The sequence below is a fragment of the Ruegeria sp. YTSA219 genome (assembly GCF_059609985.1).
The window spans coordinates 1-12,970 of the sequence record NZ_JBXWMT010000004.1; the positions used below are offsets into that span (position 1 = coordinate 1).

Genomic DNA, 12,970 nt, shown 5'->3' on the forward strand with positions numbered 1-12,970 from the left:
GGGCCGGAATTTGTCGCCCAGGCGGTCCGAGACTGGATCGCCGCCGTTGGCGCCAAGACGGCTTACATCGAACCTGGCAGCCCGTGGGAGAACGGATATTGTGAAAGCTTCAACGGCCGGGTCAGGGATGAGCTGCTCAACGGTGAGATCTTCTACAGCTTGCGCGAAGCTCAAATCCTGATCGAACAATGGAGGAAACACTACAACACAAAACGTCCCCACAGTGCACTGGGCTACCGCCCGTCAGCTCCCGAAACCATCATCTCAATGGATCACAGGCCAATGATGCACTAACAATCAAATTGAACCAGTCAGATGAGGCTGCTCAGCCCTTTTCAGGGCTTTTTCTGCCTGCTCTGCGTATTCCCAGTAAATTGCCGCGTGAATCCCAATAAAGCTGCCGCCCAATCTTGTTGACAACGTTCATCCAGAACGATGGCCTTCAATCGACGTGCCACAGGCTAATTGGCAGTAAGGCCACACGGCAGACCTTCGCCGCGCTTGCATCAACAAGCCCTACAAACGGCGGCAATAGCATCGGAAGCGGACTTTTAATCCAAGATGCAGTGGTGTGGAGCTTTGGACAGTGGCCATGCGGGACAAAGCCGCCATCGGGAAATAAAATCAAAATGGAAGCATTTCCTTATACGGCGGTCAATGCCCCCTCCCAATTTGTCCACTCATACGCAACAACATTAACCGAACGTGAACAATGTATTCTCAGAGTGTTCAACCGTTATCGTTCATACTTCCTTACTCAGGGCCGATCAATGCGTGCCCGGATGCACTGAAGGGGAACAGCATGATCAATACTGCCAATGAGGGTGCGCCTAGCATTCCTACAGCAATGCAATCCTCGCGCACCGTCTCAGGCGGTGAAATGTCAAACATCACGAATTCGAGCAACGGTCGCTTCCCTCCTATCGAAAATGCACTGTCTGAAATTATCAACAATAAGCGACTAGAAGAGGCAAAACGGGGCGTCTGATCTCTCAACAGAACGTCTGCGTATATCCCAAGTCACGTGGTGTTGTCTGGGATGTAGTGAAACCCGCTCCGGATCGGAGCGGGTTTTTTTATTTGTGATGTTGTTATGCCTGCTGGCTCGGGTCTATTTGACCTGATGATTGATTGGACAATCAGCAATCAGCTATCAAGACCAAGCAGAGTTTTTACGGCAGCTTCGACCTCATCCGTCACAGGCTTGTTGGCGGCAGCCTCCAACGCTTCACGCTCGGTCTGCGGTTGATTTTCTACAGCCTCAGTCAGCGCATCGACTTCTGCCACCGTATCGTTGTAGTCGACCGCAGCCTGCCGTTCGGCGCCTAGGTCTTCGGCCGTATCGAGGGCTCCCTGAAGTTCGTTATTGGCGTCCTTAAGCTCTGCTTCTATATCCGGATCTGTGCCCCCGGCATCGGCAAGAGCGTCCTCAAGCTCGTTCACGCGATCCTGCTTCTCCTGAACATCTGTCAGAGCCGCATCAAGGTCCTCTTCGATCTCAGAGACCGGGCGGTCCGGCGGGGTCATGCCATCCAGCTGTGCCTGTGTTTCCGCAAGCTCCTCACGCAATTCATCTCCGGCCAGAACCGCGTCACGAAATGCGGCGATGCGGCCCACACGGGAATTAGGAGAGGCGTTCTTGAGAGCATTCTCATTAGCGTTGGCGGCGTTCAGTGCGCCTAGTTCAGATGGGTGCACGCCCAGCAGATCCGCCATCTTGTACCCTTTCGGTTTCGGGGCGGGGCGAATTGCTTTGGTCACCTGATCCACTGGTTGACTTTTGCGTACGGTCTTTACGGCTGTGGATTTGGCTTTGGTCTTTTTGCCCCCAAACAGGTCTTTCAAGGAAAACTTGTTTTTTCCCGATGACTTTGACTTACCCGCGTTGGAAGATTTCTGGTTAGATTTTCCGGCCGCTTTATCACTATCGCTAATGGACGCACCAGATCCGCCATTACCGTTTCCACCACCATTGCCGTTTCCACCGCCGTTGCCATTGCCGCCGCCGTTTCCGTTACCGCCGCCGTTTCCCCCTTTGGCATAAGCAGCATCAGGAAACGCGACAGCTCCGACAATCGCGGTCGAGCCCAGCAGGGCGATGGCAATAGCAGAGGCTTTTAGCAGGTTGATCGGTTTGGTGTTCATATTGGTCCTCGTTCGTCAGGTGCGATTCTTGTCTGTCACGGTAATCAGCGGCGAGCAGACGCAAAAACTGGGTGTCGAAAACAGAGTCCGACACCCCTGATCTAAACCCATCATCGTTGAACCCACGCGTAACTGGCTGTTCACCGTAGGTTCACATAGAAATCGGTAGATTGAGCCGGCGTTTTCGCAGTAATGAGTGACAAGGATGAAAAAGCTTATTGCCATTGCCTGTCTACTTGCCTTTCTCCACCCCGGAGAGGGACAGGCTTCTGCACGTGAGTTGACGCAATCCGAGTTGCGCAAGGCGACAACCTCAGGCAGTGCCATTCGTTTGAAAAAAGTAATCAAAGGCGTTGAAAAGGCTTTTGGTGGAACGCCTGTTGACGCGCGCGCCTTTCAGGCTGACAGGCTATATTACCGTATTCTCGTCAAGAAACCGGATGGTAAAATCGTCAGTGTCATCGTCAACGCTCAGACGGGTGTTGTTGTCTCCAACCGATCCGTCGTTGGCCGCCAGATTTCTGAAGCTGCCCGCGCTGCGCCGGGTAAATCCGGCAAGGGCACTTCGCAGGGGAAATCTGCAAACAAAGGCAATAGCGGCGGTAACTCCGGTGGCAATGGTGGCGGTAATTCCGGTGGTAACGGTGGTGGTAATTCCGGTGGCAACGGCGGCGGTAACGGCGGTGGTAACTCCGGTGGTAATGGCGGAGGTAACGGCGGGGGCAAAAAGTAATGGTTATACTTCCATTCGCTCGCCTATAGTCCCTAAGTATGAGAGTATTGCTGGCAGAAGACGAACCGCACCTCTGCGAACAGATCAAAAAACTCCTGAACGCAGAAGGCCGCGTTGTGGATGTCGCCAATAGTGGGCTCGACGCCCTGCATCTGGGTGCGACCGAACCATATGACATGATCATCCTTGACCTCGGCCTTCCAGAGCGCGACGGCATTTCGATTCTGCGCGAATGGCGCAACGAGGGTGTCAAAACACCGGTGCTGATTCTGACTGCCCGCGATGGCTGGAGCGAAAGGGTCGACGGCCTGGATGCGGGCGCAGATGACTATATGACCAAACCGTTCCACATGCCCGAACTGGCCGCGCGTGTTCGCGCCATCCTGCGACGGCAAAGTGGACAGCTGAATCCCGTGATTGAAATGGGAAACGTCATTCTGGATACCCGTAACGGCCGGGTGACAGCCGATGGCGTGCCGGTTGACCTGACTGCTCAAGAAATCGCGGTGCTGACTTATCTGGCGCATAATTCTGGTCGGATGATTTCACGATCAGAACTTTCAGAGCATATCTATGAATACGATGGAGACCGGGATTCGAACACCATCGCCGTATTTGTTACCCGTCTGCGCAAGAAGCTTGGCACTGACCTGATCACAACCGTTCGGGGTCGTGGATATATGATCGATTCGGCCTGATGTTATCGCTGCGACAACGGGCATTGCTGGGGGGAATTGCATCTGGGGCAGTGTCTGTTGGCGTAGGTACACTGGCGGTTTTCTCATACATTGATGCACGGGTGTCCAACCGGTTCGACTCTGCGCTGCTGGATCGCCACACACAGCTGGTTGTCGGGCTGAATGTCACAACCGAAAACCCGGATGCCCTACGGGATCTGATATTTGACCCGGCTTATGGCACCCCCTATTCCGGACGGTACTGGCAGGTCAGCAGCGCCGACGGTGTGGTCTTCACCTCTCGCTCGCTGTTTGATGAGGTCATCGCGGAACCCCCCGGTATTCCTGACATCCCCACACTCTGGGACACAAGCGGTCCGGAGAATGAAGTGCTGCGCAGCGCTTTTCAGAAGATCACTTATGAAGATGGCACGGTATGGGGCGTCAGCGTCGCCGAAAGTCAGGCTCAGCTCGTGGCCGAGCGGCGCGCGGCGCAGAAAAGCCTGCTGCCGGTGTTTGGCCTAGTTGGCCTGATCGGTTTAGCCGGCTCGTTGTTTCTGATTTCAGTTGTTCTGGGACCATTGCGAAAGCTGCGTACGGATGTGGCCCATCGCTGGGATCAGGACGAAGACCTTAGGCCAACAGATTACCCCGAAGAGGTCTCGCCATTGGTCGAGGACCTGAACCAGCTGTTGCGTCGGAACCGCGAGATCGTCTCGGGTTCGCGCCGCCAGGCCGCAGATCTGGCACACGCATTGAAAACTCCTACAGCCATATTGCGCAATGAACTTGTGACATTGTCCGACACCGGAGCGGTGACAGATACCGCACAAGAGGCGCTGGACAGGATCGATGCTCAACTTGGTCGATCTCTGGCCAGGCTGCGGGCTTTGAACGCTGCGGACCTGACCCATTCGCGGACCGATCTGTCTAACTCCATCGAGCGCCTGGCGCGGCTTTTCTCGGCCATGGCGGACCGCGAAGGTAAATCACTGCAGATCGATGGCGATCCGGGTCTTTGGGTGCGCATGGATACGCAGGACATAGAAGAGATTTTGGGCAACCTTCTGGACAACGCAGTCAAATGGTGTCGAAGCGCGGTACGGCTGACCGCGAAACGTAAGCAGAAATGTATCGAAATCAGTATCGAGGATGACGGTCCCGGAATTCCAGAAGACGCCCACCGCGAAGCCTTGCGATCCGGCGGACGACTGGACACCTCGGTCGTTGGCAGCGGGCTTGGGCTGGCGATCGCGATCGACTTACTGAAAGCCTACGATGCCAGACTAGATCTGGACCGCTCTGAATCGCTGGGTGGGTTGGTGTGTCGGATTGTGATCCCGACCTGAAGTCGCCCGGAATCTGATCTGCAAAGTGTCGTTCGAACAATTCGCAACTTTAACTACCAATGGGCCCGAACCTGTCGTCTGACGATCTCAGTAGGTCATCGGGTTGGTTCAGACCGCACAAAGTCGGCCTAATGGACAAATCAGGCGTTCGGCTAGGTTCACATTTTCAGAAAAATGAAGGCGCATTTTTTTTGCGCATTGGATCGGGCGATCAAAAGTTACAGCCAAAATACTTCTGTGAAGGTAAACCGATAGGAAGAACTGCCGAAGACAATGTATTCAGTCAAAAAGCCAAATTGCTTAAGTGAGGGACTCTGTGACTTCTGAGAACACCTTAATTTACCTGTCTGACGACGACCTCGGGGGTTTAGGCATCCAACCTTCGGAAGTTGCCGATGCCATCGAGGCTGCTTTAATAGCCAAGGCAGACCGAAAGCTTCACACTTCTCCTAAGACAGTCATCTTGCCCGGCGATGGGCGCTACGCAATGTCTACTTTGGCAATGGGAGATGATGGATTCATCGTGACCAAGCAGGTTACAGTGTGTCCGGAAAACCCGGCGAGGGGTCTTCCCGCGATAAACGGTGCCATCATGGTTATGGATGCGCAAACCGGACTACTTCGCGCGGTCTTGGGAGCGAATTGGATTACGGCAATCAGAACTGCGGCTCTGTCAGTGGTGGCAGCGCGACGGCTTGCTGATCCTCATGCCGAGACGGTGGCTTTTGTGGGTGCGGGCGTGCAAGCTCACTCCCATCTAGCTGCGTTTTCAGAACTGTTTCCCTTGAAACGAATCCGCGTGTTCGGGCGTGGTAAAGAGAATGCCGACAAGCTTTGTCGTTATGCTCTGGGCATGGGCCTCGAAGCTGAAACATGCGCCGATGCCAAGGACGCTTTAAGTGATGCTGAACTGATAGTGACATCGATAACGTTGGACTATTCCATTGAACCCTTCTTGGATGCCCGATGGCTGAAGCCGACTGCCTTCGCAACCATAACTGATGCGTGCATCCCGTGGGTGCCGGCGCACATGACTGGTATTAAAACGGTAATTGTCGACGACCGTTTGCAGGAGCTGGAAAGCGACAAGCCGATGTTGCCATACGAGCAAATTGCTGGCGACTTGACGGAATTGGTCGCTGGCAAAGTCGACGTCCGAGCACGCAATAAACCGGCGGCTTTTGCTTTCAGAGGGATTTCACTGGGGGATTATGCTGCTTCGGTCCTCGCAGTTCGCCGGTTCACCGAAAAACCCGTGAAGTGAGGCCAAAGACATGAACACCCACTTTGTAATTAGATACCGGAATGGTCGCTTTGGGCTCAGATACGCCATTCTCTGCGATCAGTTCAATTAGTTGGTCGCAGCCCAAAGCGGGCATTCGCCACTGAGCTTTGCAATTTCAACTGCGCGGGACGGGAGTTACTATTGGTGCTGAAGGTTTGAACGCACGCTCCGAGCGCTTCGCCACGGCAAGAATGTAAGAAAGAAATTGACCGTGAAAAGCACGGCGGCTGAAACAGCACTCTTTAAGGAAGCAGGCGCCACCGCAAACTTTCGGGCAAAACAGGTTTAACCCAAGGTGTTTCCGGTGATGAAGGTGTACGAACTTTCGACCAGATCGATGACTACATCCAACTCTTCTGGTGTGGTCGGAGTATAGATCATGACAAAGCCACTCCATCCGGGGCGTTGATTGGCCCAAGGGTGTCCTACGGCCCAGCCAGCCTCAATTGCCCGTCGGGCCATTGCGGGGTGCAGCGAAGCGTGCAAGCTGCCATCAGGATGCATATGCGCAAACTCAAACCCACCGACGATAGAGTTCGGTTGAGACAACAACATGTCAGGATCAAGCTGAAAGCCAAGCGCGCCAGGTAATGATATGCGTGTTGGGCCAAGTGTGACCCCTGGGAATTGCGCAACTCGCTCCAGCAATAACTGGGCCAAATCGGCATTAATTTCGACACCAATCTGAGTATGCGGTACGCCGCTTGTCGTTTCGGGACGGGGCGAGGTGCGCTCCGGCAAGGAGCGCTCTTGCGCGGACGCCATTGAGCACATCAATACCACTACCGTCACAGCAACCGCCAATGTTCTCAGGTGCACATTCATCGTGTTGACCATCTGCCAATCAAAAAGATTGAGTGCTGAACGCAGTATCGGCGCCCTTGCACACATCATTCAGCCTTTAACGCTTCGATATTGATCAAGAGCTCTATTTCGTCGCTCACCGCTGGCGCAAATGCCCCAAGTCCGAATTCAGACCGCACGATAGTCGCCGTGGCAGCCAGCCCCAAGGTCGGCGTGCCCTCTTTTGGGCCAAACGGGTATGGCGCCGACTTGTTAAGCGTTGTTTCCAGAACAACAGGTTTGGTGACGCCATTCATGGTCAGGTCGCCAGAAATATTCGCGGAATTGTCCCCGGTCACTTCAATGCTGGTTGAGGCGAATGTGACCACGTCACCGTCACTCGCGCTAAAAAAGTCATCGGACATGAAGTGTTGCAAACGGGCATCCCAGCCCGTGATCATAGATTTTACAGGCATAGACACTGTGACAGATGACGCAGACGGATCATCTTCGTTGAACTCTATCTCACCGCTAAAACCTGAGAACATTCCATATGTTTCTGAGAACCCGATGTGGTTGTAGCTGAACAATACCTGGCTGTGTCCAGGATCCAGCTCGTAGGTGCCACTCTCGGACAATGCGGTTGTCGCGCCCATCGATAAGAGTACCACCAGCGGGGTTGCTGCCACTTTGAACATTGATACGCTCCCGTTTTGAAAAGACGTGTTTGTGGGATTTAGGTTTTGACCGACCATACTTTTAGAACAAAATGTTCTACTATGCAACAAGATGTTCTATAGGAGGGACGATTGAAAGAAGATCCTAGGCTGATCGCCACACGACAGACCGCGCTTGATGCCGCGCAAAAGATACTAATGGATGAGGGCGTGCTGCACGTAACTCATGGCGCAGTTTCGAAGGCAACGGGCATTTCGCGCAGCACACTTTACAGGCACTGGCCAGATGCGCGCAGTCTGCGTGATGCAGCATTCAGGCGCATCGCAACACCGCCGAACATACCACCCAAAACCGATGGCCCGCTGCGATCTGATCTGCGCTGGTTACTCGGAGTACTGATGGGAGCTTTGAATGACACACCATGGGGTCAAATCGCGCCTCAAGTTGTCGCTGCTGCGTCCACCGATGCAGAAGCGCGGTTGGTGATCACTGAATTTATGAAAGACAGGTTCGCAAGTGTTGAAGCAGTATTTGCAGCCGCAATAGGCCGCGGTGAGATCACCGCCGACGTTCCGGTTGACCAGCTTATAGAACTAGCAGTGGCTGCACCTTATTTCCGCAAACTCATACGTCACGAGGCACTGGACGAAGATTGGTTGGATCAACATGTTGATCTGCTTTGCAGTATAGCGAAAACCAATTCGGGACATTGAACATCGCCTGAATTTGCAGACAAAGCGACCAAGAAGCCTAACGATCTCCAAGATCGCGGTGAGGCTATGTTCGCTGCGTGACATCAGCACGTCGCATGGTCAAAACGAACCGCTACTCACAACGTTGATGTCTGTACCCTGATTTGTCGCTGCCGCTCATTCCTATTGCAACATGAACACCTTGGGCTCAGTGTTGCCATTCTCCGCAGCAAGCATGATAGGCCGCTAGCAGCCCAAAGCGGACCTTCAAGACAGGAATTTGCAGTTTCGTTGATGCGAGCCTACCCGCCGTTCGCTACTCCCGCATAAAAAGCATTCACAGTCTCGGTTAGCGGCCATTCAACAACGCTTGCCATGAATTGACTTTTGGTGCGAAGGAAGCTTTCGCTTGGATCTATGTTAGGCTCAGGATGCATTGATTTTCGCTGCGCTGCGTGATTCACAGCTCCAAATATGGAGCGACGACATGAGCGACCTTTATTGGCTGACAGACGAGCATATGGCCAAGCTTTCCCCTTTCTTCCCGAAGTCGCACGGTAGGCCACGGGTCGATGATAGAAGGGTGCTAAGCGGGATTATCTTCATCAATCGCAATGGGTTGCGTTGGCGAGATGTGCCCTGGGAATCCGGACCTCAAAAGACGCTCTACAGCCGGTGGAAGCGTTGGAGAGAGAAAGGCATCTTCGCACGGATGATGGCTGGTCTGGCTGCCGAGCACGGTGAAAAGAAGATGTTCATGATCGACGCCACATATCTAAAAGCCCATCGCACGGCGTCCAGCTTGGGCGTCAAAACGGGGGGCATGGCCGCCTGATTGGCAGAACCAAGGCGGCATGAATGCCAAGCTGCATGCTATTTGTGATAGCTAAGGTCGCCCGCTCAACCTGTTCGTTACCGCCGGCAGGTCAGCGATTACATCGATGCTCGGGCTCTGCTCAGCAGCATATTAAACGTGGATTGGCTGCTCGGGGATCGCGGCTATGACTCCGACTGGTTCCGTGAAGCGCTAAAAGACAAAAGGATACGCGCCTGCATCCCAGGCCGTATGCAACGCAAGACACCGGTCAAATACGACAAGCGCAGATACAAACGCCGCAACCGGATCGAGATCATGTTCGGCAGGCTCAAGGATTGAAGGCCCGTGGCGACACGTTATGACCGTAGTCCCAAGGTCTTCCTCTCAGCCTTCGCACTCGAGGCAACCGTTATGTACTGGTTATGAATCTTGACCCTAAGTAGAATTGGTCAAGTAGAGAACTCTGTCGGTTTCAGCGCCAAGCCTTGTTGCAACAAACGTCATTGAGCCGCCTGGCGCTCTTTTTCCGGCCAGAATTCATCTACCACGACATATGCGATGATTACAAAGAAGGCGGCGCTGGCAACTTGCAAAACTCGAATGATGCTCTTGACGTCAGCCTCGTCTGAAAACGGTGCAACCGACCCGCCATATACTATGAGAGCCGTTGTAATGGCTGAGCCGGCGGCGGCGGCGAGTGGGGCTTGAGATTTACCGAGTGCTCCGAGTGTCAGGCAAAAGAAAAAACACAGTAAAATGGGGGTGAGAATAACCGGCGCTATTACGTTTGTCTCATAGCAAATGATGGATACTGCCGCCCCAAGCAGGTTTGCCGTCAGCATAGCTTTTGCAACCGATTTACCCGCGGTAGGCATCGCTGCAAGTTGTTGGCTCAGCAGCGCGACAAAGAACAGAACCAGCAATGCAGACGCGCCGGAAACAAAAAATGCCATAGCAAACGGGACTGTGACAAGCGACATCCTGACTATGCGACGATTTGGGTCGAAGCTTGGCGGCGCTGCAGCTTTTTTTTGAGCCGCCGTTTGAGGTTCAGCGGGTATCAATACGAACATCAGTGTCGATACGAAGCCTGCGAACAGCAGGTTCAACGGTATCCAATACACGAGCACCAAAGCCAGGTCCTGTGATTGCAGAACCAGGTTCGGAATCATCAATGCGCCCATGAGAGCTATGACACCGGGTAATACTCCGGCGCCGGAAACTGACCACATGAAAGACAGGATTATTCCAATCGCCACCAGCATCAGAAATACAAGCGGATATGGTGAGAAGATCGACGACACCAGGAACGAAATGAACATCAACCCAATAGAGAAGACAAAGAGCTTCGCAAATGCTGTCAAAGGCAATGCGGCAGGTGCTTGCAGAAAAAGGGCGGCGAACACCGCCCCGACGACGGCAAGCGGCCACCCAAGAAATAGGCCCAATGAAAAGACGCCGGTAACACCCAGCGCAAGCCGGGTGACAGAGCGTTGGTCCTCAGTACGCATAGGACAGAATTGAAACCACGCGGATGTAGGTGCGACCTACGAGGTTCAGCAACGAGTTGTCGCTTAGGTACATGATCACATCGGCTTGCCCATTCAGTTGAAAGCGAAGGTCATCTTCGGCGCTTCCGGCTTCATAGCCAGGTAAAACGATCCTGACTGGGAATCTCTCAGGCTCGCGCAAAAAACCTTTAGTGCTTGGCGGGCTCGCCAATTGCCCGGGCACATCACCGCCACTTAGGGAAACAGCCGCACTAAAGCTCTCAATGACGCCCGGAATAACCTGACCTGGATGCATGTCCAACACTACATCAACCGGAGACCCTATCGAGGCTCTTCCTAGGTTGTTCTCGGAAAAATACGCCTCAATCCAGACGTCAGTTGCGTCCAGAAACGTCAACAGATCCTGGCCGGATCGCGCATATGTTCCGGGGGCTATCAGCAAATTAGAGATGACACCTGTCGCCGGAGCGCGCAACTCAGTCCACTCAAGGTTAAGCTCTGCATCCGCCAAGGCGGCCAACGCGCGCTGGATTTTCGGGTTTTCGATTCCGTCGTCACCAAGTCTCTGTTTTGCTTTTTCCAGATCTGCTTTTGCGTTCTCATAGTTTGCCTCGGACTCTGCCAGTTGCCCTCGCGCATCATCGGCCTTTGAGACGGCAATCAACCCTTTCTTTTCGAGCGCAAATACGCGTTCTGTTTGAATGCGCATCGTATCCAGATCGCTCTGCGCCCTTGCTAGTTTGGCCTGTGCCGCTCTTACTTCTGCCGAAGATGCACCGACTTCTTGAGTGGCTGCTTCGAGATCAGCTTCCGCCTTGTCGCGCTGAATTTCGTAGGGTCGCGCGTCGATCCGGACGAGGACATCTCCGGCCGAGACGATTTGACCATTTTCGACCAAGACTTCAGTCACAGTTCCAGTCACCTGCGGGACGATCTGGGTCGCCACGGCTTTTACTCTGGCGTTCCCGGTAAATGGCGTTTTCCGATCAGCGACCAGGTACCAGACAAGAAAAATCAGAATGACCGCCAGGGTTGTCCAAATTGTCTTCCTCATTTCGCCGCGCCTTCAGCAGTGCCCTCGGCTTCGGGCGAGGTATCAATCCAAACTTTGAATAGCTCATAGAAAACAGCGAAGAGAACCGGCCCCATAAAGACGCCGATCAAACCGTACGCCATCATACCTCCGAGAACACCGATGAGGATGACCAACATGGGAGTCTCAAGGCCTTTTGAAATGAACACGGGTCTTAGAAAACTGTCCATTATCATGACGGGAACGGCCAATATGGTGAAGATCAAAGCAGTCCCGCCGGACATGGAACTCCAAGCGTAGATAATTACCGGTATTAGAACCAATCCGGGCCCGATTTGGATAATCGAGAGTATCAGGCAGATGAATGCCAACGTGGCGGCCGAAGAAATCCCAAACAAAGCCAACAGTATCCAAACGCAGACCGCTTGAATGGCAGCTACGCCAATCACGCCTTTTGTAACGTTCCGAATTGTTGCGCCTGCCAGTGTTACGAATTCTCCACCGCGCGGAGCGAAAACACGGTTGGCAAAGCGCTGAAGACCTTGGACCATATTTGGCCCGGGGCTGAACAACGCCCCCATTATCAATACGGACAGAGCTAAGCCAAGAAGCCCGATGCCGATGCCCAACACCTTTCCAAACAGCGACTTGGTGATCTCAAGGATTTGCGCGCCATATTTCGTAAGCGCGCCGTCAAGATTGCGCTCAAACATCCCCCAGACATCGGAAATTTTGTCTCCAACCAATGGTAATTCCTTGAGGCCCTCGGGCGCAGGAGGGACTTTCAGCTCACCCTTGTCTGCTTGTTCCGCGAATTCAGCCCCTAGTTCTGCAGCACCAGACACCGCAGTTGCGACTGGCCCCAGGGTCAAAACAAGGCCCAGCAAAACCAAGATCGTTGTGGCAAGCTTTTTCCGACCTCCCAGCTTGGACTGCAGCCAATCAAATGCCGGGTAAAGCGCCACACAGAGGATAGTTGCCCAGATAACCACGCTTGCAAGCGGGGCCACCATGACCAAAGCGCTGTAGAGAAATAGTCCGAGAAAGAGCAATCGTATTGCCAGATCGACAATCTTTGCGTCCTGTGTCTTTTCCATTCCATCCCTCCATTTGTTTCTTGAATGTTATACTCAAAAAACATAATATGTATATTTTTTTAGTTTTAGTGATCATCTATCAGCTTGAAGACGCAAATGAATCCAGGCCGCAGCTTGAGATGCACAGACGGGCCAATGCCTGTGCAGGAACTCGGTTTGGCTCATTTGAG

13 protein-coding genes and 1 pseudogene are annotated in these 12,970 nt (G+C 53.5%); 8 read left to right on the forward strand and 6 right to left on the reverse strand.

The window, feature by feature from the left end; all coding sequences use genetic code 11:
- On the forward strand, nt 1-294 hold a 294-nt coding region (locus AC2FFB_RS07515; RefSeq protein WP_496874732.1), incomplete at its 5' end, for an integrase core domain-containing protein.
- Nucleotides 295-802: 508 nt separating this feature from the next.
- Nucleotides 803-988: a hypothetical protein gene (locus AC2FFB_RS07520; RefSeq protein ID WP_142636042.1), complete on the forward strand. Its 186-nt coding sequence runs from the start codon at nt 803-805 to the stop codon at nt 986-988.
- 158 nt (nt 989-1,146) lie between these two features.
- Here AC2FFB_RS07520 and AC2FFB_RS07525 read toward each other — a convergent pair whose 3' ends face one another.
- Nucleotides 1,147-2,145: a hypothetical protein gene (locus AC2FFB_RS07525; RefSeq protein WP_496874733.1), complete on the reverse strand. Its 999-nt coding sequence runs from the start codon at nt 2,143-2,145 to the stop codon at nt 1,147-1,149.
- A 205-nt stretch (nt 2,146-2,350) separates the two neighbouring features.
- Between AC2FFB_RS07525 and AC2FFB_RS07530 the strand changes: the two genes are divergently transcribed.
- The 4 genes from AC2FFB_RS07530 (at nt 2,351) to AC2FFB_RS07545 (ending at nt 6,168) form a co-directional block, all read left to right on the forward strand.
- On the forward strand, nt 2,351-2,878 hold the full coding sequence (locus tag AC2FFB_RS07530; protein ID WP_142636048.1) for a PepSY domain-containing protein: 528 nt from the start codon (nt 2,351-2,353) through the stop codon (nt 2,876-2,878).
- A 38-nt stretch (nt 2,879-2,916) separates the two neighbouring features.
- On the forward strand, nt 2,917-3,576 hold the full coding sequence (locus AC2FFB_RS07535; protein WP_142636050.1) for a response regulator transcription factor: 660 nt from the start codon (nt 2,917-2,919) through the stop codon (nt 3,574-3,576).
- Nucleotides 3,577-3,626: 50 nt separating this feature from the next.
- Nucleotides 3,627-4,904, forward strand: a complete 1,278-nt coding sequence (locus AC2FFB_RS07540) for a sensor histidine kinase (RefSeq protein WP_496874734.1) — start codon at nt 3,627-3,629, stop codon at nt 4,902-4,904.
- Between the two features lie 316 nt (nt 4,905-5,220).
- Complete coding sequence (locus tag AC2FFB_RS07545; RefSeq protein WP_496874735.1) at nt 5,221-6,168, forward strand: ornithine cyclodeaminase family protein; 948 nt, start codon at nt 5,221-5,223, stop codon at nt 6,166-6,168.
- 306 nt (nt 6,169-6,474) lie between these two features.
- Here AC2FFB_RS07545 and AC2FFB_RS07550 read toward each other — a convergent pair whose 3' ends face one another.
- Both AC2FFB_RS07550 and AC2FFB_RS07555 read right to left on the reverse strand, forming a co-directional pair.
- A complete protein-coding gene (locus AC2FFB_RS07550; RefSeq protein WP_496874736.1) occupies nt 6,475-7,026 on the reverse strand; it encodes a luciferase domain-containing protein in 552 nt (183 codons plus the stop codon).
- Between the two features lie 53 nt (nt 7,027-7,079).
- A complete protein-coding gene (locus tag AC2FFB_RS07555) occupies nt 7,080-7,670 on the reverse strand; it encodes a YceI family protein (RefSeq protein ID WP_496713776.1) in 591 nt (196 codons plus the stop codon).
- Nucleotides 7,671-7,781: 111 nt separating this feature from the next.
- Between AC2FFB_RS07555 and AC2FFB_RS07560 the strand changes: the two genes are divergently transcribed.
- Together AC2FFB_RS07560 and AC2FFB_RS07565 are read left to right on the forward strand one after the other, a co-directional pair.
- A complete protein-coding gene (locus AC2FFB_RS07560; RefSeq protein ID WP_496689464.1) occupies nt 7,782-8,363 on the forward strand; it encodes a TetR/AcrR family transcriptional regulator in 582 nt (193 codons plus the stop codon).
- A gap of 466 nt (nt 8,364-8,829) precedes the next feature.
- Nucleotides 8,830-9,585: pseudogene (locus tag AC2FFB_RS07565) on the forward strand (IS5 family transposase).
- Between the two features lie 74 nt (nt 9,586-9,659).
- Here AC2FFB_RS07565 and AC2FFB_RS07570 read toward each other — a convergent pair.
- The 3 genes from AC2FFB_RS07570 to AC2FFB_RS07580 are packed head-to-tail and all read right to left on the reverse strand — an operon-like array spanning nt 9,660 to nt 12,800.
- Nucleotides 9,660-10,670, reverse strand: a complete 1,011-nt coding sequence (locus AC2FFB_RS07570; RefSeq protein ID WP_496689462.1) for a DUF2955 domain-containing protein — start codon at nt 10,668-10,670, stop codon at nt 9,660-9,662.
- Entirely contained in the window at nt 10,660-11,724 is a 1,065-nt protein-coding gene (locus AC2FFB_RS07575) for an HlyD family secretion protein (RefSeq protein WP_281973001.1), read from the reverse strand. The genes AC2FFB_RS07570 and AC2FFB_RS07575 overlap by 11 nt, the downstream gene beginning before the upstream one ends.
- A complete protein-coding gene (locus AC2FFB_RS07580; RefSeq protein ID WP_142636066.1) occupies nt 11,721-12,800 on the reverse strand; it encodes an AI-2E family transporter in 1,080 nt (359 codons plus the stop codon). Before AC2FFB_RS07580 ends, AC2FFB_RS07575 begins: the two co-directional genes overlap by 4 nt.
- Nucleotides 12,801-12,970 lie beyond the last annotated feature (170 nt).